We start from the raw sequence: 21649 nt of genomic DNA, 5'->3' as shown, positions 1-21649 counted from the left end.
AAATAATGAAACTTCATGAATTGAAACCTGCAGAAGGTTCTCGTAAAGTACGTAACCGTGTTGGTCGTGGTACTTCATCAGGTAACGGTAAAACATCTGGTCGCGGTCAAAAAGGTCAAAAAGCTCGTAGCGGTGGCGGAGTTCGCCTTGGTTTTGAGGGTGGACAAACTCCATTGTTCCGTCGTCTTCCAAAACGTGGATTCACTAACATCAACGCTAAAGAATACGCAATTGTAAATCTTGATCAATTGAACGTTTTTGAAGATGGTACTGAAGTTACTCCAGTTGTTCTTATCGAAGCAGGAATTGTAAAGGCTGAAAAATCAGGCGTTAAAATTCTTGGTAACGGTGAGTTGACTAAGAAGTTGACTGTGAAAGCAGCTAAATTCTCAAAAACAGCTGAAGAAGCTATCACTGCTAAAGGTGGTTCAGTAGAAGTCATCTAGAGAGGTGACCTATGTTTTTTAAATTATTAAAAGAGGCCCTCAAGGTTAAGAAAGTACGATCAAAAATTCTCTTTACGATTTTTATCATACTTGTCTTCCGTATCGGGACTAGTATTACTGTACCAGGTGTGAATGCAAAAAGTCTGGAAGCTTTGAGTGGATTATCCTTCTTAAACATGCTTAGTTTAGTTTCAGGGAATGCCATGAAGAACTTCTCGGTTTTTGCACTCGGTGTGAGTCCGTATATCACAGCTTCCATCGTTGTTCAATTGCTACAAATGGATATTGTTCCAAAGTTTGTAGAGTGGGGCAAGCAGGGGGAAGTAGGACGGAGAAAGATAAACCAAGCGACTCGTTATATTGCGCTTGTACTTGCGTTTGTGCAATCAATCGGAATCACTGCTGGTTTTAATACTCTATCTGGTGCAAAATTATTAACGACAGATCTAACCCCTCAAGTCTTTGTTACGATTGGTATTATCCTGACTGCAGGTACTATGATTGTTACTTGGCTAGGGGAGCAAATCACTGATAAGGGATATGGTAACGGGGTGTCTATGATTATCTTTGCAGGGATTGTGGCTTCAATTCCAGAGATGATTCATGGTATCTATGAGGACTATTTTGTCAATATTCCAAGTGATCGGTTGACGTCATCTATTATATTTGTCGTTATTCTCATTATCGCTGTCTTGTTGATTGTTTACTTTACAACATATGTACAACAGGCAGAATATAAAATTCCAATCCAATATACAAAAGTTGCTCAAGGTGCTCCATCCAGTTCTTACCTTCCTTTGAAGGTCAATCCTGCTGGTGTTATCCCAGTTATCTTTGCAAGTTCCATTACAGCAGCACCTGCGGCTATTCTTCAGTTTGTCAGCGCTACAGGTCATGATTGGGCTTGGGTACGTACAGCACAGGAAATGTTATCTACAACATCTCCAACAGGTGTTGCCATGTATGCACTGCTGATTATTCTCTTTACATTCTTCTATACATTTGTACAGATCAATCCAGAGAAAGCAGCAGAAAACTTGCAAAAGAGCGGAGCCTATATCCATGGTGTCCGTCCAGGTAAAGGAACGGAAGAGTTTATGTCGAAACTTCTTCGTCGTCTTGCAACCGTCGGTTCCCTTTTCCTTGGTGTGATTTCAATCTTGCCGATTGTAGCAAAAGATGTCTTTGGACTCTCAGAAGCGGTTGCTTTTGGGGGAACTAGTCTTTTGATCATTATTTCGACAGGTATCGAAGGAATCAAACAGCTAGAAGGTTACCTATTGAAACGTAAGTATGTTGGTTTCATGGACAAAACAGAATAAAAGCAAGACTACTTTTGCTTAGAGAGTGGAGTATGAAGGTCTATCTATAAGAGAGACTTTCGTCTCCCCTCTTCTATTTTGTTTTTAAATAGGAGTTGAAACTAGCTTTTTGCTTCTATTTAAATACAAAATAAGGAGATCAGATCATGAATCTTTTGATTATGGGATTACCTGGAGCAGGTAAGGGAACGCAAGCAGCTAAAATTGTGGAACAATTCCACGTGGCACACATTTCAACTGGAGATATGTTCCGTGCTGCTATGGCAAATCAAACTGAAATGGGTCTACTTGCAAAGTCATACATTGACAAAGGTGAGTTGGTTCCAGATGAAGTTACAAATGGAATTGTTAAAGAACGCCTTTCACAGGATGATATCAAAGAAACAGGTTTCTTGTTGGATGGTTACCCACGCACAATTGAACAAGCCCATGCTTTAGACAAAACATTGGCTGAACTTGGTATTGAACTTGAAGGTGTGATTAATATCGAAGTGAACCCAGATTGTCTCTTGGAACGTTTGAGTGGCCGTATTATCCACCGCGAAACAGGTGAAACCTTCCACAAAGTTTTCAACCCACCAGTTGACTACAAAGAAGAAGATTATTACCAACGTGAGGATGACAAACCTGAGACAGTGAAGCGTCGTTTGGATGTCAATATCGCTCAAGGTGAACCAATCATTGCTCACTACCGTGCTAAAGGTTTGGTCCACGATATCGAAGGAAATCAAGATATCAATGATGTGTTTAAAGACATCGAAAAAGTATTGACAAATTTGAAATAAAGCGTTTTTCACACTTGCAAAAAATCGTTACAAATGTTATACTGAGATAGTCTGACTTATAATTGTTGTCTCTGTGTTTAGAGGCATCAAATCGAAATTTATGGAGGTGCTTTTGCGTGGCAAAAGACGATGTGATTGAAGTTGAAGGCAAAGTAGTCGATACAATGCCTAACGCAATGTTTACGGTTGAACTTGAAAATGGACATCAGATTTTAGCAACAGTTTCTGGTAAAATTCGTAAAAACTATATTCGTATTTTAGCGGGAGATCGTGTTACTGTCGAGATGAGTCCATATGACTTGACACGTGGACGTATCACTTACCGCTTTAAATAATCGAAAAACTTGGAGGGATAAGAAATGAAAGTAAGACCATCGGTCAAACCAATTTGCGAATACTGTAAAGTAATTCGTCGTAATGGTCGTGTTATGGTAATTTGCCCAGCAAATCCAAAACACAAACAACGTCAAGGATAAGATAGAAAGGAGAAAACATGGCTCGTATTGCTGGAGTTGACATTCCAAATGACAAACGTGTAGTAATCTCATTGACTTACGTTTATGGTATCGGACTTGCAACATCTAAGAAAATTTTGGCTGCTGCTGGAATCTCAGAAGATGTTCGTGTACGTGACCTTACATCAGATCAAGAAGATGCTATCCGTCGTGAAGTGGATGCAATCAAAGTTGAAGGTGACCTTCGTCGTGAAGTAAACTTGAACATCAAACGTTTGATGGAAATCGGTTCTTACCGTGGTATTCGTCACCGTCGTGGACTTCCTGTCCGTGGACAAAACACTAAAAACAACGCTCGCACTCGTAAAGGTAAAGCTGTTGCGATTGCTGGTAAGAAAAAATAATATAGGAGGTAAAAGTCTTGGCTAAACCAACACGTAAACGTCGTGTGAAAAAGAATATCGAATCTGGTATTGCTCATATTCACGCTACATTTAATAACACTATTGTTATGATTACTGATGTGCATGGTAATGCAATTGCTTGGTCATCAGCAGGTGCTCTTGGTTTCAAAGGTTCTCGTAAATCTACACCATTCGCTGCTCAAATGGCTTCTGAAGCTGCTGCTAAATCTGCACAAGAACACGGTCTTAAATCAGTTGAAGTTACTGTAAAAGGTCCAGGTTCTGGTCGTGAGTCAGCTATTCGTGCGCTTGCTGCCGCTGGTCTTGAAGTAACAGCAATTCGTGATGTGACTCCAGTGCCACACAATGGTGCTCGTCCTCCAAAACGTCGCCGTGTATAATCATTGCATTACACTGCTTTTCGTTTAAGAGGGAGTAACTAAATGATCGAGTTTGAAAAACCAAATATAACAAAAATTGATGAAAATAAAGATTATGGCAAGTTTGTAATCGAACCGCTTGAACGTGGCTACGGTACAACTCTTGGTAACTCTCTTCGTCGTGTACTACTAGCTTCTCTACCAGGAGCAGCAGTGACATCTATCAACATTGAAGGTGTCTTGCATGAGTTCGACACAGTTCCAGGTGTTCGTGAAGACGTGATGCAAATCATTCTGAACATTAAAGGGATTGCAGTGAAATCATACGTTGAAGACGAAAAAATCATTGAGCTTGACGTTGAAGGTCCTGCTGAAATTACAGCTGGAGACATTTTGACTGACAGTGATATTGAGATTGTAAATCCAGATCATTATCTCTTTACAATCGGTGAAGGTTCTTCTCTAAAAGCGACAATGACTGTTAACAGTGGTCGTGGATATGTACCTGCTGATGAAAACAAAAAAGATAATGCACCAGTTGGAACACTTGCTGTAGATTCTATTTATACACCAGTTACAAAAGTCAACTATCAAGTAGAGCCTGCTCGTGTAGGTAGCAACGATGGTTTTGACAAATTAACCCTTGAAATCTTGACTAATGGAACAATTATTCCAGAAGATGCTTTAGGGCTTTCAGCACGAATCTTGACAGAACATCTTGATTTGTTTACAAATCTTACTGAGATTGCTAAGTCAACTGAAGTGATGAAAGAAGCTGATACTGAATCTGACGATCGTATTTTGGATCGTACGATTGAGGAACTGGACTTGTCTGTGCGTTCATACAACTGTTTGAAACGTGCCGGTATCAACACTGTGCATGATTTGACAGAAAAATCTGAAGCAGAGATGATGAAAGTACGAAATCTTGGACGCAAGAGTTTGGAAGAAGTGAAACTCAAACTCATTGACTTGGGTCTTGGATTAAAAGATAAATAAAGGAGGAATACATGGCTTACCGTAAACTAGGACGCACTAGCTCACAACGTAAAGCAATGCTTCGCGATTTGACAACTGACCTTTTGATCAACGAATCAATCGTGACAACTGAAGCTCGTGCTAAAGAAATCCGTAAAACTGTTGAAAAAATGATTACTCTAGGTAAACGTGGTGATTTGCATGCACGTCGTCAAGCAGCTGCTTTCGTACGTAATGAAATCGCATCTGAAAACTATGATGAAGCAACTGATAAGTACACTTCTACTACAGTACTTCAAAAATTGTTCTCAGAAATCGCGCCTCGTTATGCTGAACGTAACGGTGGATACACTCGTATCCTTAAAACTGAACCACGTCGTGGTGATGCTGCACCAATGGCGATCATCGAATTAGTATAAAATCATCAATTTTGTTGAGTGTTATGATGATGGAGTCTTGTGCTCTTAGTCTAGCTCTGGTCTACCGCTGGGACTTCGGTCCTAGCGGGAACACTCATCATCATTTGATAGGGTAGACGCTTGTTTACGAAATTGTTTTTTGTTTAAGAACAACTTCGTAAGCAGGCGTTTTTTAGTATTTTCTATGGAAATATGCTATACTAGGGAAAAAGAAAATCAAAAACGTTCAGGTTTTCTAAAAATCGTAGAAATGGGGTATAAGGATGAAGGCTATTATTACAGTGGTTGGTAAGGATAAGGCTGGAATTGTCGCAGGTGTGTCTACTAAGATTGCAGAGTTGGGATTGAATATTGACGATATTTCTCAAACAGTCTTGGATGAATATTTTACCATGATGGCAGTCGTATCAAGTGATGAAAAACAAGATTTTACCTCTCTCAGAAATGAGTTTGAAACTTTCGGTCAGACCTTGAATGTTAAAATCAATATTCAAAGTGCAGCGATTTTTGATGCTATGTACAATATCTAGGAGGTTATCATGGATATTAGACAAGTTACTGAAACCATTGCCATGATCGAAGAGCAGAACTTTGATATCAGAACCATTACCATGGGCATTTCCCTTTTGGACTGTATTGATCCAGACATCGAACGTGCTGCTGAAAAAATTTACCAAAAAATCACAACTAAAGCTACAAATCTAGTGGCTGTAGGAGATGAAATTGCTGCAGAACTTGGGATTCCTATTGTTAATAAACGAGTATCGGTGACTCCGATTTCTCTGATTGGGGCGGCAACTGATGCGACGAACTATGTCGTTTTGGCAAAGGCACTTGACAAGGCTGCCAAGGAGATTGGTGTTGACTTTATCGGTGGTTTTTCGGCCTTGGTACAAAAGGGCTACCAAAAAGGAGATGAGATTCTCATCAATTCTATCCCGCGTGCTCTAGCTGAGACAGACAAGGTTTGTTCGTCTGTCAATATCGGCTCGACCAAGTCAGGTATCAACATGACTGCGGTCGCTGATATGGGACGCATCATCAAGGAAACAGCTGCGCTATCAGATATGGGTGCGGCCAAGTTAGTCGTATTTGCTAATGCTGTTGAGGATAATCCTTTTATGGCGGGAGCCTTCCACGGTGTCGGTGAAGCAGATGTTATCATCAATGTCGGGGTTTCGGGTCCGGGAGTTGTCAAGCGTGCCTTAGAAAAAGTTCGTGGACAGAGCTTTGATGTAGTAGCGGAAACAGTCAAGAAAACAGCCTTCAAGATTACTCGTATCGGTCAATTGGTTGGGCAAATGGCGAGTGAACGCCTTGGTGTTGACTTTGGAATTGTCGACCTAAGTTTGGCACCTACTCCTGCGGTTGGTGATTCTGTGGCACGTGTCCTTGAGGAAATGGGTCTAGAAACAGTTGGAACACACGGGACAACTGCTGCACTGGCTCTCTTGAACGATCAGGTCAAGAAAGGTGGTGTTATGGCTTGTAACCAGGTCGGTGGCTTGTCAGGTGCTTTTATCCCTGTCTCTGAAGATGAGGGGATGATTGCCGCGGTGCAAAATGGCTCTCTGAATTTAGAAAAACTAGAAGCCATGACGGCTATCTGTTCTGTTGGACTGGATATGATTGCCATTCCAGAAGATACGCCTGCTGAAACCATTGCGGCTATGATTGCGGATGAGGCAGCAATTGGTGTCATTAACATGAAGACAACGGCCGTCCGTATTATTCCAAAGGGAAAAGAAGGCGATATGATTGAGTTTGGTGGCTTGCTAGGGACAGCTCCAGTTATGAAGGTTAACGGGGCTTCGTCTGTTGATTTCATCTCTCGCGGTGGGCAAATCCCAGCTCCAATCCATAGTTTTAAAAATTAATAAAAAAGAGAGAAGATTTAAGTTGGGTTTAAGGATGACTGTGTATACTATAATCATTAAATAAAGATCTCCTAACTTTATTTAATTAGAATCCTAAACTTTTTCATAATAATCTCCTAGGAAAGCTACCGTTAGGGTAGCTTTTCTTGTGGGAAAATTACGAGAGCGGACTTTACTGTTGAAAGCCGAATATTTCTTTGATCCATGATATAATAGAAAAATGGAGGATAGAAAATGTCTAAAGTAAGATTGTACTTGGTTCGTCATGGAAAAACGATGTTTAACACGATTGGACGTGCGCAAGGATGGAGTGATACACCTCTAACAGCAGAAGGTGAGTTGGGAATTCATGAGTTAGGAATTGGCTTGAGAGAGTCTGGTTTGCAGTTTGACCGAGCTTATTCTAGCGATTCAGGGCGCACTATTCAAACCATGGGAATTATCCTGGAAGAACTTGGCTTGCAGGGGAAAATTCCTTATCGAATGGATAAGCGAATCCGTGAGTGGTGTTTTGGTAGTTTTGATGGAGCCTATGATGGGGACCTCTTTATGGGGTTGATTCCGAGAATTTTCAATGTTGACCATGTTCATCAGTTGTCCTATGCAGAACTAGCAGAAGGTCTAGTTGAGGTTGATACAGCTGGCTGGGCGGAAGGTTGGGAAAAACTCAGTAGTCGAATCAAGGAAGGCTTTGAAGCGATTGCCAAAGAAATGGAAGAACAAGGTGGGGGCAATGCTCTCGTCGTAAGCCATGGAATGACCATTGGTACGATGGTTTACCTCATCAATGGCATGCACCCACATGGCTTGGATAATGGTAGCGTGACCATTCTTGAATATGAGAACGGCCAGTTTACGGTCCAAGTTGTCGGCGACCGTAGTTATCGGGAGCTGGGACGTGAGAAGATGGAAGAAACAAATAGTTAATAGAAGTTAGCTCCGATTAGGAGCTAATTTTTTTACTGTTAAATAAGTTAGATTGGCGACTCAGTATTTCTTGTTATCCAAGTCTAAAAGAGCATTTCTCGTCTTTCAAATTCCCCCAAAAATGGTATAATAGTAACATCATAAAATTGGAGAAATAGCATGAGTTTTTACAATCATAAGGAAATTGAGCCTAAGTGGCAAAAATACTGGGCTCAACATCACACATTTAAGACAGGAACAGATGCCTCAAAACCGAAGTTTTATGCTCTGGACATGTTCCCATATCCATCAGGAGCTGGATTGCACGTAGGACACCCAGAAGGTTACACAGCAACGGATATTCTCAGCCGTTACAAACGTGCGCAAGGCTACAATGTCCTTCACCCAATGGGTTGGGATGCCTTTGGATTGCCTGCAGAGCAATACGCTATGGATACGGGGAATGACCCAGCAGAATTTACAGCGGAAAACATTGCCAACTTCAAACGTCAAATCAATGCGCTTGGATTCTCTTACGACTGGGATCGTGAAGTCAACACAACAGATCCAAACTATTACAAGTGGACTCAGTGGATCTTCACCAAGCTCTACGAAAAAGGCTTGGCCTATGAAGCAGAAGTGCCAGTAAACTGGGTTGAGGAACTAGGAACAGCCATTGCTAACGAAGAAGTCCTTCCAGATGGGACATCTGAGCGTGGTGGCTATCCCGTTGTCCGCAAACCGATGCGCCAATGGATGCTTAAAATCACTGCTTATGCGGAGCGTCTGCTTAATGATTTGGACGAGTTGGATTGGCCAGAGTCTATCAAGGACATGCAACGCAACTGGATTGGGAAATCAACTGGTGCCAATGTAACCTTCAAAGTGAAAGGAACAGACAAGGAATTCACCGTCTTTACCACTCGTCCTGACACTCTTTTCGGTGCGACTTTCACTGTCTTAGCTCCTGAGCATGAACTGGTAGATGTCATCACAAGCCCAGAGCAAGCTGATGCAGTTGCGGACTATAAACACCAAGCTAGCCTCAAGTCAGACTTGGCTCGTACTGACCTTGCCAAGGAAAAAACTGGTGTTTGGACTGGTGCTTATGCCATCAATCCTGTCAATGGCAAGGAAATCCCAATCTGGATTGCAGACTATGTTCTTGCTAGCTATGGGACAGGTGCTGTTATGGCTGTGCCTGCCCATGACCAACGTGACTGGGAATTTGCTAAACAATTTGACCTTCCAATCGTAGAAGTGCTTGAAGGTGGAACCGTTGAAGAAGCTGCTTACACAGAAGATGGGCTTCACGTCAATTCAGACTTCCTAGATGGATTGAATAAAGAAGACGCTATTGCTAAGATTGTGGCTTGGTTGGAAGAAAAAGGCTGCGGTCAAGAAAAAGTCACCTACCGTCTCCGCGACTGGCTCTTTAGCCGTCAGCGCTACTGGGGTGAGCCAATTCCAATTATTCATTGGGAAGATGGGACTTCAACAGCTGTCCCTGAAAGTGACTTGCCACTTGTCTTGCCAGTAACCAAGGATATCCGCCCTTCAGGTACAGGGGAGAGTCCATTGGCTAACTTGACTGACTGGTTGGAAGTGACGCGTGAAGATGGCGTCAAAGGTCGTCGTGAAACAAACACTATGCCACAATGGGCAGGTTCAAGCTGGTACTACCTCCGCTATATCGACCCACATAACACAGAAAAATTGGCCGATGAGGATCTCCTCAAACAATGGTTACCAGTAGATATCTACGTGGGTGGGGCAGAGCATGCTGTACTTCACTTGCTTTATGCTCGTTTCTGGCACAAATTCCTCTATGATCTCGGTGTTGTTCCAACCAAAGAGCCATTCCAAAAACTCTTTAATCAAGGGATGATTTTGGGAACAAGCTACCGTGACCACCGTGGGGCTCTTGTGGCGACTGACAAGGTTGAAAAACGTGACGGATCTTTCTTCCATGTGGAAACAGGGGAAGAGTTGGAGCAAGCGCCAGCTAAGATGTCTAAATCGCTCAAGAACGTTGTCAACCCAGACGATGTGGTGGAACAATACGGTGCCGATACCCTTCGTGTCTATGAAATGTTCATGGGACCGCTTGACGCTTCGATTGCTTGGTCAGAAGAAGGTCTGGAAGGAAGCCGTAAGTTCCTTGACCGTGTTTACCGTTTGATTACAAGTAAAGAAATTGTTGCGGAAAATAATGGCGCTCTCGACAAGGTTTACAATGAAACGGTCAAATCTGTCACTGAGCAAATCGAATCCATGAAATTCAACACAGCCATTGCCCAACTTATGGTCTTTGTCAACGCTGCTAACAAGGAAGATAAGCTTTATGTAGACTACGCCAAAGGCTTTATCCAATTGATTGCCCCATTTGCACCTCACTTGGCAGAAGAACTCTGGCAAACAGTTGCTGCAACAGGTGAGTCCATCTCTTACGTAGCTTGGCCAACATGGGACGAAAGCAAATTGGTTGAAGACGAAATCGAAATCGTCGTCCAAATCAAAGGTAAAGTTCGTGCCAAACTCATGGTCGCTAAAGACCTGTCACGTGAAGAATTGCAAGAAATTGCTCTCGCTGACGAAAAAGTCAAAGCGGAGATTGATGGCAAGGAAATCGTGAAGGTGATTGCAGTACCTAATAAATTGGTTAATATCGTCGTTAAATAACGAGTTTATTAGCCCTATCTGCCACCTTCAATAGTCCACTGGACCATTGAAACCAACTAAATTGGTTAATATCGTTGTGAAATAAGATAGGAATCCTTCAGAGTAGAATCTGGAGGATTTTTTGAATCTTGATATGAAAGTATGATATACTATGTGCAACTGTAAAGTTTGAAAAGTGAATCAAGGAGAAAAACGATGCCAGTAAACGAATATGGTCAGATGATTGGTGAGTCAATGGAAGGTTATACACCAGGTGAATTGCCTGCCATTGATTTCTTAGAAGGGCGCTACGCTCGGATAGAAGCTCTTTCAGTGGAAAAGCATGCGGAGGATTTGCTAGCTGTCTATGGTCCAGATACGCCTCGGGAGATGTGGACCTACCTCTTTCAGGAGCCGATGGCAGATATGGCGGGACTGGTCACCGTCTTAAATCAGATGTTGGCTCGTAAGGATCGTTTTTACTATGCGATTATAGACAAGGCAACTGGTAAGGCCTTGGGAACTTTTTCTCTCATGCGCATTGACCAGAATAACCGAGTAATAGAAGTGGGTGCCGTCACCTTTTCACCAGCACTTAAGGGGACGAGGATAGGAACAGAAGCCCAGTATCTCTTGGCTCGCTATGTTTTTGAGGAACTCAACTATCGTCGCTATGAGTGGAAATGCGACGCTCTAAATCTTCCATCAAGACGAGCTGCGGAACGTTTGGGCTTTGTCTATGAAGGAACCTTCCGTCAGGCAGTCGTTTATAAGGGGCGTACGAGGGATACGGATTGGCTCTCTATGATTGATAAGGACTGGCCTCAAGTCAAAGCTCGTTTGGAAGCATGGCTGGCTCCTAAAAATTTTGACAAGAATGGACGGCAGTACAAGAGTTTGAGAGAAATCTAAGAGGTGTTGACATGATTACCGTTAGAAAGCAAGAATTAGTAAATATAAATGATGTTTTGCATCTCTATCAGGCAGTCGGTTGGACAAATTATACCCATCAACCTCAGATGCTGGAGAAGGCCTTGTCTCACTCATTAGCGATTTATCTGGCACTTGATGGCAATGCCGTGGTGGGCTTGGTTCGTTTGGTCGGAGATGGTTTTTCGTCGATTTTTGTTCAGGATTTGATCGTTTTGCCTACTTATCAGCACCAAGGAATTGGCAGTGCCTTGATGAAAGAGGCTTTAGCTGATTACAAAGATGCCTATCAAGTCCAACTAGTGACCGAACAGACAGAAAAAACCTTGGGATTCTATCGTTCTCTGGGTTTTGAAACCTTATCTACTTATGATTGCACAGGAATGATTTGGGTTAATCGAAAAAAATAAAAATAATTATTTTTATTAAGTAAAGTTTAAGTCTCCTCGTGTATTATATAGTTATTAGATAAAGACCTCCTAACTTTATTTAATGAAATCCCAAACTTTTCTTTTTCATCATAATCTCCTAAAGAAGTCACCCAATCAGGTGGCTTTTTTGTTGCTTGAGAAAGGAAATTCCATTTGGAAAAAATTTTTTAAAAGATAATAAATCAGAGAAAAAGTTAAGATAATTTTAAGTCTCCTCATGTATCATATAGTCATTAGATAAAGACCTCCTAACTTTATTTAATGAAATCCTAATCCTTTCTTTTTCATAATAATCTCCCTAAAGAAGCCACCCAATCAGGTGGCTTTTTTGTTTGTAACTTGGATTTTTGATATAATAGAGGCATGAGTAGAATTTTAGATAATGAGATAATGGGGGATGAGGAGTTAGTTGAACGTACGCTCCGTCCTCAATACTTACGTGAATATATCGGGCAGGATAAGGTTAAGGACCAGCTCCAAATCTTTATCGAGGCTGCCAAAATGCGTGATGAGGCGCTGGACCATGTTCTTTTGTTTGGCCCTCCAGGACTTGGGAAAACAACCATGGCTTTTGTCATTGCCAATGAACTAGGAGTCAATCTCAAGCAAACTTCTGGCCCTGTCATTGAAAAAGCAGGTGACTTGGTAGCGATTTTGAATGACTTGGAGCCTGGGGACGTCCTTTTTATTGACGAGATTCATCGCTTGCCCATGTCGGTGGAAGAGGTGCTTTATAGTGCCATGGAGGACTTCTACATTGATATCATGATCGGGGCTGGTGAAGGCAGTCGCAGTGTCCATCTGGACTTGCCGCCTTTTACCTTGATTGGTGCGACGACCCGTGCGGGCATGCTTTCTAATCCTCTGAGAGCGCGTTTCGGGATTACAGGTCATATGGAATACTATGCCCACGCTGACTTGACGGAAATTGTCGAGCGGACGGCAGATATTTTTGAGATGGAAATCACTCATGAAGCAGCTGCTGAGCTGGCCTTGCGCAGTCGAGGAACTCCTCGTATCGCCAATCGTCTCCTCAAGCGCGTGCGCGACTTTGCCCAGATTATGGGGGATGGCTTAATTGATGATGTCATTACTGATAAGGCCTTGACCATGCTGGATGTAGACCATGAAGGGTTAGACTATGTGGACCAAAAAATCCTTCGTACTATGATTGAGATGTACGGTGGTGGTCCTGTCGGTCTAGGAACTCTTTCTGTTAATATTGCCGAGGAGCGTGAGACGGTGGAGGACATGTACGAGCCCTACCTCATCCAAAAAGGTTTTATCATGCGGACACGGTCTGGACGGGTTGCAACGACTAAGGCCTACGAGCATTTGGGCTATGAGTACAATGAAAAATGAGCAAGAAATCCTAGATAGTGTTAGAGAAAATCCTGATATGATGGCTATTCTGACTATCATCCGTAACCTTGGTCTGCAAGACTCGTGGTTGGCGGCGGGCTCTGTCAGAAATTTTATCTGGAATCTCTTGTCAGACAAATCAGCTTTTGACTGTGAAACAGATGTAGATGTGATTTTCTTTGATCCAGCTATCTCTTACGAAGATACGTTGGGCATAGAGAGCAAGCTGAAAGAGGATTTCCCCCAGTATCAGTGGGAGTTGAAAAATCAGATCTATATGCATCTGCACAGTCCCCACACTGCGCCCTACACAAGTTCTCGTGATGCTATGAGTAAGTATCCAGAACGCTGCACGGCGGTAGGCCTTCGCTTGAATGAAGATTCTACTTTAGACCTCTTTGCCCCCTATGGACTCGAGGATATTTTGAACTTTCAAGTTTCCCCGACTCCTCATTTCCTAGATAATGAAGACCGAATGAAGCTCTATCAAGAGCGCTTGTCCAAGAAAAATTGGCAAGAAAAATGGAAAAACCTCACTTTCTCAAATCTTTGAAAAGAAGTTAGTGACTTGATCACATAAGAATTCTATATGTGAGCTTGTAGCCATCACAAGATAAACAGAGAAAACTAAAGGTGCAAAAAATTATATATTTAACAGGAACAACTCATTCAATCTATCATAGCTAACAAAGATACCGAATTTGTGAGATTAAGTGAGAAAAATATTTACTAGGTCTATCCTTATCGTTCTTGGAAGATAAGAATCAATGAAAATCTTATATAGATTTGTACTTAAAGGATTAAAACTGACAACTAGAAAATTAGTCTTCTCGAATAGTATGCTGGATCAGCATTATTCTAAAAAGATGAGATTCCTAGAAGTAGCTAACTCAAGCTTGAAAATTGGCATATAAACGCTTTTGAAAAGCCGTAAATTATGATACAATGTTTAGAGAAATTACTGAGACGAGGATTTAGAAAACAATGAAAGTACATTTCACAAATTTATTTGGGCAAGCATCAACGAGTGTTGCCTTGATGGCGCAGAACAATGTCATGAAAATTGTTCGAGACTTTGGAGTTAACGAACTGGGGATATATTTTTATGATGCAAGCCATGAACCGTGGGAAGAACTGAACTCGCGGATGGATGGAATTGTCGCGGGGGTATCTTATGGAGATGTCGTTTTTTTCCAATCTCCTTCATGGAATAGTGTTGAATGGGACAATCACTTGGTAGAAAAGTTAAAGCTTTCTCATGTAAAAATGGTGATGTTTATCCATGATGTTCAGCCACTAATGTTTGAGAGCAATTATTATCTTATGAAGGCCCACATTGACATGTACAACAAGTGTGATGTGGTGGTAGTACCATCCGAACAAATGTACCAGAAACTCGTTTCAGAAGGATTAACCGTCAAGAACTACGTTGTTCAAAAACTTTGGGATCTTCCTCATGGTTTGGAACTCTATACTCCAAAATTTGAGAAAAAATTAATCTTCTCAGGAGACCCATCTCGTTTTCCACATATTGTTGACTGGAAACACAGTACCCCCCTTCATGTTTATGCTACGAGAGCAGAGGGAGTAGATTATTCCAAAGTTCATCTTGAAGGTTGGCGAACTCAGCAGGAATTATTGTTGGAGTTGTCTAAAGGAGGAGGATTTGGTCTAGTATGGGGAAATTCCGAAAATCCTGCGGAAGAGCGTGACTACTACAAAGAAAATGTTTCTTATAAGTTGACAACTTATCTGGCCGCGGGTATTCCGGTGGTTGTGCCAGACTATCTTTCTAATGCGGACTATATCCGTGAGAAAGGTTTGGGCTTTGTTGTGTCCAGTTTGGAAGAAGCTAGCCGCATGGTTCAGGAATGTACGGCAGAAGAGTATGATCAAATGGTCACAAGAGCAAAATATACAGCTTACTTAATAAAAAATGGTTATTTCACAAAGAAATTGTTTATTGATTCCATGATGCTCTTAGATTAGTCAAAAGTAGGTCATCGGTTTACCACATTCAGATTTAGAAAGGAAAAATTTCAAGTCGAAGTTAGCCAGCTGAGATAATTAGTTTTTATATTAACTGTAATGGGTTGATGAAAAAATTCATCTTGGAGGGAACCAATTTGGTTCTCTCTTTTTTGATAGACGCTTAAAGCTGATTCCCTGTACTTATAAATTTAGACGTAACAAAATACCCCCCAAAACTATCTAACTTTTTTGGGGGAGGTCATATATGGAGGGGGAGAGGATTACAAAATCATCACCAAGGTCCCAATCGTAATCAGAATACAGCCAATGATTGTTTTAAACGTCAGGACATCCTGTAGCAAGAAAAAGGCTAAAACGAGTGTAATGACGAGACTAAACTTATCGACAGCAGATACCTCAGTTGCATTACCCATCTGCAAGGCCTTGTAGTAGCAGAGCCAGGAGGCACCTGTTGCCAAACCAGATAGGATGAGAAAGAACCAACTTTTTCTACTGATGTTGACAATTTCAGTCTGACTATTGGTCAGGAAAACCATAGCCCAAGCCATAAGGATGACGACGACCGTACGAATAGCTGTTGCTAGATTGGACGGAACTCCCTCAATCCCAATTTTGGCTAAAATAGAAGTTAAGGCTGCAAAGACAGCAGATAAAAGTGCGAAGAAAATCCACATGGTAACTACCTCCTCTCTCTATTATAAGTAATCGAATCCTACTTGTCAGTTCTCAAGTGAAATCGTGTTCTAATGGTATTTTAAAAAACTATACCAATTTTTATGCTTGACAAGAAAGAAAAACAAGTATATACTGTCTTTGCTGGTTCTGTAAAAGGAAAATCAGACTATACCAATTTAAGGGGAAAGCACAGCTGGTCTGTGTCGTATATACTATGTGTGGAATTGTCGGTGTTGTTGGAAACACAAATGCAACTGATATTTTGATTCAAGGACTTGAGAAACTCGAATACCGTGGCTATGATTCTGCGGGGATTTTTGTCCTAGGTGGTGCTGAAAATCACCTAGTCAAGGCTGTTGGCCGAATTGCAGAATTGTCTGCTAAAACTACTGGCGTTGAGGGAACAACTGGTATCGGGCATACTCGTTGGGCAACTCATGGGAAACCAACGGAAGACAATGCTCACCCACACCGCTCTGAGACAGGACGTTTTGTCTTGGTGCACAATGGGGTGATTGAAAACTACCTTGAAATCAAGGAAGAATACCTTGCAGGTCACCACTTCAAGGGGCAAACAGATACGGAAATCGCAGTGCACTTGATTGGAAAATTTGCGGAAGAAGATGGTCTTTCAGTTCTTGAAGCCTTCAAAAAAGCTCTTCACATCATCCGTGGTTCTTATGCTTTTGCCTTGATTGACTCTGAAAATCCAGATGTCATCTATGTGGCGAAAAATAAATCACCACTTTTGATTGGTCTTGGGGAAGGCTATAACATGGTCTGCTCAGATGCCATGGCTATGATTCGTGAAACCAACCAATACATGGAAATCCATGACCAAGAGTTGGTTATCGTGAAAGCTGATAGCGTTGAAGTTCAAGATTATGATGGCAACAGTCGTGAGCGCGCTAGCTACACTGCGGAACTTGACTTGTCTGATATCGGTAAGGGAACTTATCCTTACTACATGCTCAAGGAAATCGATGAGCAACCGACAGTTATGCGTAAGTTGATCCAAGCTTACACAGATGAGGCTGGTCAAGTAGTCGTAGACCCGTCTATCATCAAGGCTGTTCAAGAGGCAGACCGTATCTACATCCTTGCAGCTGGGACATCTTACCACGCAGGATTTGCTTCTAAAAAGATGCTAGAAGAATTGACAGATACACCAGTTGAACTTGGTATCTCATCTGAGTGGGGCTATGGGATGCCACTTCTCAGCAAGAAACCACTCTTTATCTTTATCAGCCAGTCTGGTGAAACAGCTGACAGCCGTCAAGTTTTGGTTAAAGCTAATGAAATGGGCATTCCAAGCTTGACAGTGACAAACGTGCCAGGTTCAACTCTTTCTCGTGAAGCCAACCATACTATGCTTCTTCACGCGGGTCCTGAAATTGCCGTGGCATCAACCAAGGCCTACACAGCACAAATCGCAGCTCTTGCCTTCCTTGCAAAAGCTGTCGGAGAAGCAAATGGCAATGCCAAAGCCCAAGCCTTTGACCTGGTTCATGAGTTGTCAATCGTAGCTCAGTCTATCGAATCAACTCTTTCAGAAAAAGAATTAATTGATAGTAAGGTTCGTGAGCTTCTTGAAACAACTCGCAATGCCTTTTACATCGGACGTGGTCAGGACTACTATGTTGCCATGGAAGCCAGTCTCAAACTCAAAGAGATTTCTTACATTCAATGTGAAGGTTTTGCGGCAGGAGAACTCAAGCATGGAACCATTGCTTTGATTGAAGAAGGAACGCCTGTTTTGGCCCTCTTATCAGATCCAGTCCTTGCCAACCATACTCGTGGAAATATCCAAGAGGTCGCAGCACGTGGTGCCAAAGTGCTTACAATCGCAGAAGAAAATGTTGCTAAAGAGACAGACGATATCGTCCTTACGACCGTACACCCTTACCTCTCACCAATCTCAATGGTGGTACCAACGCAATTGGTCGCTTACTTTGCAACACTTCACCGTGGCCTTGATGTGGACAAACCACGTAATCTTGCTAAGTCAGTAACTGTGGAATAAGCTAAGAAAGTCTAGTTGAACTAGGCTTTTTTCTAATGAGCAAATTCATTGAAAATAAAACTAATTAGTGATAAAATATCCTGAAACTAAAAGAGATAGCGAGGAAATAAGATGGTAGAATTAGGAATTTCAACATTTGGTGAAACAACAGCTTTGGAAGGGACTGGACAGACTTACAGTCATGCGAACGCATTCGTCAGTTGGTGGCGGAGATTGAACTGGCTGACAAGGTTGGTTTGGATGTGTATGGGATTGGGGAGCATCATCGGGAGGACTTTGCGGTATCGGCGCCAGAGCTTGTTCTTGCAGCTGGTGCGGTTAATACCAAGAAAATTCGTTTGACCAGTGCAGTCAGCATTCTCTCGAGTATGGATCCGATTCGCTTGTTCCAACAATATGCCACCATCGACGCCTTGTCAAATGGCCGTGCAGAGATTATGGCTGGGCGTGGTTCATTCACCGAATCCTTCCCCCTGTTTGGCTATAACTTGAAAGATTACGAAGCTCTCTTTGATGAAAAGTTAGATCTGCTTCAGTTGGCAAATGAAAGCACCCAAGTGAACTGGCAGGGGCAATTGACCCAAAGCATTGCTGGAAAAGAAGTTTATCCCCGTCCGGTTCAGAGGAAATTGCCATTGTGGGTGGCGACAGGTGGTCATGTAGAGTCAACAGTGAAGATTGCTCAGGCGGGGCTGCCGATTGTCTATGCCATTATCGGTGGTAATCCGCGCTACTTCAAGAAATTGATTCAAGCTTATCGTGAGATTGGTAGGGAAGCCGGTTATGCGGATAAAGGCCTGAAAGTGGGCGCTCATTCTTGGGGCTGGATTGCTGAGGATGGCGAACAGGCTGTAAAAGATTATTTCCATCCGACCAAGCAAGTGGTGGATGCGATTTCCAAGGAACGTCCACACTGGCAGGAGTTGACCTATGAGCAATATTTGGAGCAAGTTGGTCCAAATGGTGCCATGTTTGTGGGAAATCCAGACCAGGTGGCAGAAAAATTGATTCGCATGATTGAGGATTTAGACTTGGACCGTTTCATGCTCCATCTACCGCTTGGTTCCATGCCTCATGATCAAGTTTTGAGAGCTATTGAACTCTTTGGCACACAAGTGGCGCCCAAAATACGTGCTTACTTTGCCATGAAAGAGGGATTATAAAAAAATCCAATCGGCTTGATAGAAAATCTATATCAACTCCTTTTTGAAAAATAGATGAAAATAAAGTGAATCTTTGAAAGGCTAGTAACATCAAGCTTTTCAGGGATTTTTTTCTTTATAGATATAAAAATTCCCAATCAAGTCTATAGTCAATATATATTGGGAAAAGGAAAAAAGGAGTGGTAAGATGGTTTCAATCCAAATGGAAGGAGAGAGGTATGGCAAGTAAAAGAGATTTAGTCTTTAGAGCGATTCGAGGCGATGAAGTGGAAAGAGTTCCTGTGGGATTTTGGTTTCATTTTGTAACACTCGAAGAAAAGGGGCAAGGATTAAATAATCCACGTATCTTTCAAAAAAGTGTTGATGGACATCGCAACTATGTGGAAAGGATTCGTCCTGATTTTGTCAAAATTATGAGTGACGGTTTTTTCCTTTATCCAAGTAATGTCTATAATCCTAAGATTGCAAGCATTCAGGAGCTGACTTCTATTGAGTCGATTAGTGAGGATCACCCATGGATTCAGCAACAGGTGGAAGTGGTACAAGCAATTCGAGAGACCTTTACCGAAGAGATTGCTTCTTTCTACAATATCTTTTCGCCTATCTCCTACCTCAAGCGCTGGTTCCGTACAGAAACTTCTCGAGGAGATAAGGAAGTGGCTGATCTATTGCTAGAAAATCCTGAGCAATTCAGAGCGATTCTAGATGTGATTGCAGGAGATATTGCTATCCTAACTCAGAAAATCATCCAGCAAGGCGGTGTCGACGGGATTTACCTCAGCACCCAGGAAATTCAAGATGAGCGCATCACACCAGCGCTCTACCAAACCTATATCGAACCGAGCAATATAGTGATTTTGGAAGCAGCCAATCAGGTTGGTGGGATCAATATCCTCCATATTTGTGGTTTTGAAGGTGCGAGCAATGATGTGACGATATTTAAGGACTATCCAGCTCAAGTGGTCAACTGGGCGACCCACCATGAGGGTGTTAGTTTGACACAGGGTCAAGAGTTGTTTCCAGGTAAGGCCGTTTTAGGTGGATTTGAAAATGGCAAGAAAAGCTTGCTTTATCAAGGTTCCAAGGCAGAATTGCAAAATGAAACAAGGCGGTTGCTGGCTGAAGCGGGTAGTAAAGGCATTCTTCTGGGAGCTGACTGTACTGTTCCAGATGACTTTGACTTAGAGAGGTTAGACTGGATTCGGCAGGCAGCTGTTCTCTAAAAGGAGGAGCTATGAAAAGTAAAAGATGGGGCATCTTCATTGCAGTTATCAGTTTGCTGGCCTTGGTTGCCATAAGCGTTGTAAAAAATGAGCATTGTAAAAATGGAGAAAGATGTCGTGGAGTTCAGGATTTTTCCAAGTCCAGTCTCCCCTTTCTACGCTCGAATGATATCGCAAGCAGTTTATTAGTTGAAAAAGTAAGAAATGGAGAATAAGAATGTCAGAAAAAAGAGAATGGGTTTTAAAAGCATTTAAAGGTGAGAAGGTTGATCGTGTGCCAGTTGGCTTTTGGCACCATTTCACATCCGAAGACGAATGGCTACACGGTTTCTCAAATCCAGCCATTATCAAGAAGAATATCGAGGGGCATAAGCGCTTTATACGAGAAGTTCAGCCAGACTTTATCAAACTCATGAGTGATGGCTACTTTGCTTATCCAAATCCAGCGATTGCTCAAGGAAAATCACTTCAAGAATTGGCGACCATTCAACCACTCGGACCAGAGCACGCTTGGATAAAAGAGCAGGTGGACTTGGTTAAGAAAATTAAGCAAGAGTTTACAGAAGATATCGTTGCGATTTACAATATTTTTGCTCCTGTGACCTATCTCAAGTGGCTACTAGGGGAAGTGTCTGGTGGCGATGACCTCATTGCAGATTTTCTGGTGGAAGATCCTGAAGCTCTGAAGAAGGTGTTGGATGTGATTGCAGAAGATATTGCGAGTCTCAGCCGAGCTGTCATCGAAGAGGCTGGTGCTGACGGAATCTACCTCAGCGTGCAGAGTATCCAAGATCAACGAGTGTTGGCAGCAGATTATCAAGCCGTCATTGCCCCTAGCGAGATAACGGTTCTGGAAGCAGCTAGTGCTGTTGGTGGCGTCACAGTTCTTCATATCTGTGGCTACGAGGGAGCGCGAAATGATATTCACCTTTTTGCAGACTATCCAGCCCAAGTCTTTAACTGGGCTGTAGGACCAGAGGGAATCACTCTCAAGGAAGGTCGTGAGATTTTCAAGGGACGTACGGTTCTTGGAGGATTCGAAAATGGCAAGACAGGCTTACTGTATACTGGTAGCAAGGATGCCATTCAGGCTAAGGCAAAGAAACTAGTTGCAGAAGCTGGGGAACAGGGCTTGGTACTTGGGGCAGATTGTACTATTCCAAGTGATATCGCAGTTGAACGTATCCAGTGGGTGAGAGAAGCGCTTGAAAACTAAA

23 protein-coding genes and 1 pseudogene are annotated in these 21649 nt (G+C 42.4%); 23 read left to right on the top strand and 1 reads right to left on the bottom strand.

Features of this window, described 5'->3' with window-relative positions; genetic code table 11:
* Nucleotides 1-5: 5 nt before the first annotated feature.
* The 18 genes from rplO to I6G42_RS00865 all read left to right on the top strand — a co-directional run bounded on the left by rplO (nt 6) and on the right by I6G42_RS00865 (nt 15345).
* Complete coding sequence (rplO, locus tag I6G42_RS00950) at nt 6-446, top strand: 50S ribosomal protein L15 (protein ID WP_000766092.1); 441 nt, start codon at nt 6-8, stop codon at nt 444-446.
* Between the two features lie 11 nt (nt 447-457).
* Nucleotides 458-1768, top strand: a complete 1311-nt coding sequence (gene secY / locus I6G42_RS00945; RefSeq protein ID WP_000465380.1) for a preprotein translocase subunit SecY — start codon at nt 458-460, stop codon at nt 1766-1768.
* 146 nt (nt 1769-1914) lie between these two features.
* Nucleotides 1915-2553, top strand: a complete 639-nt coding sequence (locus I6G42_RS00940; protein WP_038804633.1) for an adenylate kinase — start codon at nt 1915-1917, stop codon at nt 2551-2553.
* Nucleotides 2554-2669: 116 nt separating this feature from the next.
* Nucleotides 2670-2888: a translation initiation factor IF-1 gene (gene infA, locus I6G42_RS00935; protein ID WP_001029883.1), complete on the top strand. Its 219-nt coding sequence runs from the start codon at nt 2670-2672 to the stop codon at nt 2886-2888.
* Between the two features lie 24 nt (nt 2889-2912).
* Nucleotides 2913-3029, top strand: coding sequence for a 50S ribosomal protein L36 (gene rpmJ / locus I6G42_RS00930; RefSeq protein ID WP_001808836.1), 117 nt, complete (start codon nt 2913-2915; stop codon nt 3027-3029).
* A 17-nt stretch (nt 3030-3046) separates the two neighbouring features.
* On the top strand, nt 3047-3412 hold the full coding sequence (rpsM, locus tag I6G42_RS00925; RefSeq protein ID WP_000090781.1) for a 30S ribosomal protein S13: 366 nt from the start codon (nt 3047-3049) through the stop codon (nt 3410-3412).
* A 17-nt stretch (nt 3413-3429) separates the two neighbouring features.
* Nucleotides 3430-3813, top strand: coding sequence for a 30S ribosomal protein S11 (rpsK, locus tag I6G42_RS00920; protein ID WP_001118385.1), 384 nt, complete (start codon nt 3430-3432; stop codon nt 3811-3813).
* A 42-nt stretch (nt 3814-3855) separates the two neighbouring features.
* Nucleotides 3856-4791 (top strand): DNA-directed RNA polymerase subunit alpha, encoded by a 936-nt coding sequence (locus I6G42_RS00915; RefSeq protein ID WP_000568993.1) that lies wholly within the window; start codon nt 3856-3858, stop codon nt 4789-4791.
* A gap of 11 nt (nt 4792-4802) precedes the next feature.
* Nucleotides 4803-5189: a 50S ribosomal protein L17 gene (gene rplQ / locus I6G42_RS00910; protein ID WP_000331495.1), complete on the top strand. Its 387-nt coding sequence runs from the start codon at nt 4803-4805 to the stop codon at nt 5187-5189.
* A 263-nt stretch (nt 5190-5452) separates the two neighbouring features.
* Nucleotides 5453-5719, top strand: a complete 267-nt coding sequence (locus I6G42_RS00905; protein ID WP_000644108.1) for an ACT domain-containing protein — start codon at nt 5453-5455, stop codon at nt 5717-5719.
* Nucleotides 5720-5728: 9 nt separating this feature from the next.
* Nucleotides 5729-7066, top strand: a complete 1338-nt coding sequence (locus I6G42_RS00900) for a PFL family protein (RefSeq protein WP_038804632.1) — start codon at nt 5729-5731, stop codon at nt 7064-7066.
* Between the two features lie 234 nt (nt 7067-7300).
* The gene (locus I6G42_RS00895) at nt 7301-7993 is read left to right on the top strand and encodes a histidine phosphatase family protein (RefSeq protein WP_038804631.1); all 693 of its coding nucleotides are present in this window, start codon (nt 7301-7303) and stop codon (nt 7991-7993) included.
* A 159-nt stretch (nt 7994-8152) separates the two neighbouring features.
* Nucleotides 8153-10654: a leucine--tRNA ligase gene (gene leuS, locus I6G42_RS00890; protein WP_038804630.1), complete on the top strand. Its 2502-nt coding sequence runs from the start codon at nt 8153-8155 to the stop codon at nt 10652-10654.
* Nucleotides 10655-10849: 195 nt separating this feature from the next.
* Nucleotides 10850-11545: a GNAT family N-acetyltransferase gene (locus tag I6G42_RS00885; protein WP_038804629.1), complete on the top strand. Its 696-nt coding sequence runs from the start codon at nt 10850-10852 to the stop codon at nt 11543-11545.
* Nucleotides 11546-11556: 11 nt separating this feature from the next.
* The gene (locus I6G42_RS00880) at nt 11557-11973 is read left to right on the top strand and encodes a GNAT family N-acetyltransferase (RefSeq protein ID WP_038804628.1); all 417 of its coding nucleotides are present in this window, start codon (nt 11557-11559) and stop codon (nt 11971-11973) included.
* A 384-nt stretch (nt 11974-12357) separates the two neighbouring features.
* A complete protein-coding gene (gene ruvB / locus I6G42_RS00875) occupies nt 12358-13356 on the top strand; it encodes a Holliday junction branch migration DNA helicase RuvB (protein ID WP_080641282.1) in 999 nt (332 codons plus the stop codon).
* Nucleotides 13337-13909, top strand: a complete 573-nt coding sequence (locus I6G42_RS00870; RefSeq protein ID WP_038804626.1) for a nucleotidyltransferase family protein — start codon at nt 13337-13339, stop codon at nt 13907-13909. Before ruvB ends, I6G42_RS00870 begins: the two co-directional genes overlap by 20 nt.
* 431 nt (nt 13910-14340) lie before the next feature.
* Complete coding sequence (locus tag I6G42_RS00865; protein ID WP_038804625.1) at nt 14341-15345, top strand: sugar transferase; 1005 nt, start codon at nt 14341-14343, stop codon at nt 15343-15345.
* Between the two features lie 263 nt (nt 15346-15608).
* Here the strand turns inward: I6G42_RS00865 and I6G42_RS00860 are convergent, their stop codons facing one another.
* On the bottom strand, nt 15609-16022 hold the full coding sequence (locus tag I6G42_RS00860) for an EamA family transporter (protein WP_038804624.1): 414 nt from the start codon (nt 16020-16022) through the stop codon (nt 15609-15611).
* 215 nt (nt 16023-16237) lie between these two features.
* Here I6G42_RS00860 and glmS point away from each other — a divergent pair, with 215 nt between their 5' ends.
* The 5 genes and pseudogenes from glmS (at nt 16238) to I6G42_RS00835 (ending at nt 21648) form a co-directional block, all read left to right on the top strand.
* Complete coding sequence (gene glmS / locus I6G42_RS00855; RefSeq protein ID WP_038804623.1) at nt 16238-18046, top strand: glutamine--fructose-6-phosphate transaminase (isomerizing); 1809 nt, start codon at nt 16238-16240, stop codon at nt 18044-18046.
* 111 nt (nt 18047-18157) lie between these two features.
* Nucleotides 18158-19209: pseudogene (locus tag I6G42_RS00850) on the top strand (LLM class flavin-dependent oxidoreductase).
* A 218-nt stretch (nt 19210-19427) separates the two neighbouring features.
* Nucleotides 19428-20432, top strand: a complete 1005-nt coding sequence (locus I6G42_RS00845) for a uroporphyrinogen decarboxylase family protein (protein ID WP_038804622.1) — start codon at nt 19428-19430, stop codon at nt 20430-20432.
* Between the two features lie 11 nt (nt 20433-20443).
* On the top strand, nt 20444-20647 hold the full coding sequence (locus tag I6G42_RS00840) for a hypothetical protein (protein WP_038804621.1): 204 nt from the start codon (nt 20444-20446) through the stop codon (nt 20645-20647).
* 2 nt (nt 20648-20649) lie between these two features.
* Nucleotides 20650-21648, top strand: coding sequence for a uroporphyrinogen decarboxylase family protein (locus tag I6G42_RS00835; RefSeq protein WP_038804620.1), 999 nt, complete (start codon nt 20650-20652; stop codon nt 21646-21648).
* Nucleotide 21649: the final 1 nt, after the last annotated feature.

Source organism: Streptococcus oralis, from assembly GCF_016028255.1.
Taxonomy (GTDB): domain Bacteria; phylum Bacillota; class Bacilli; order Lactobacillales; family Streptococcaceae; genus Streptococcus; species Streptococcus oralis_AC.
Note: the sequence above shows the minus strand (reverse complement) of the source record. Positions and strands in the feature narration are given on the sequence as shown.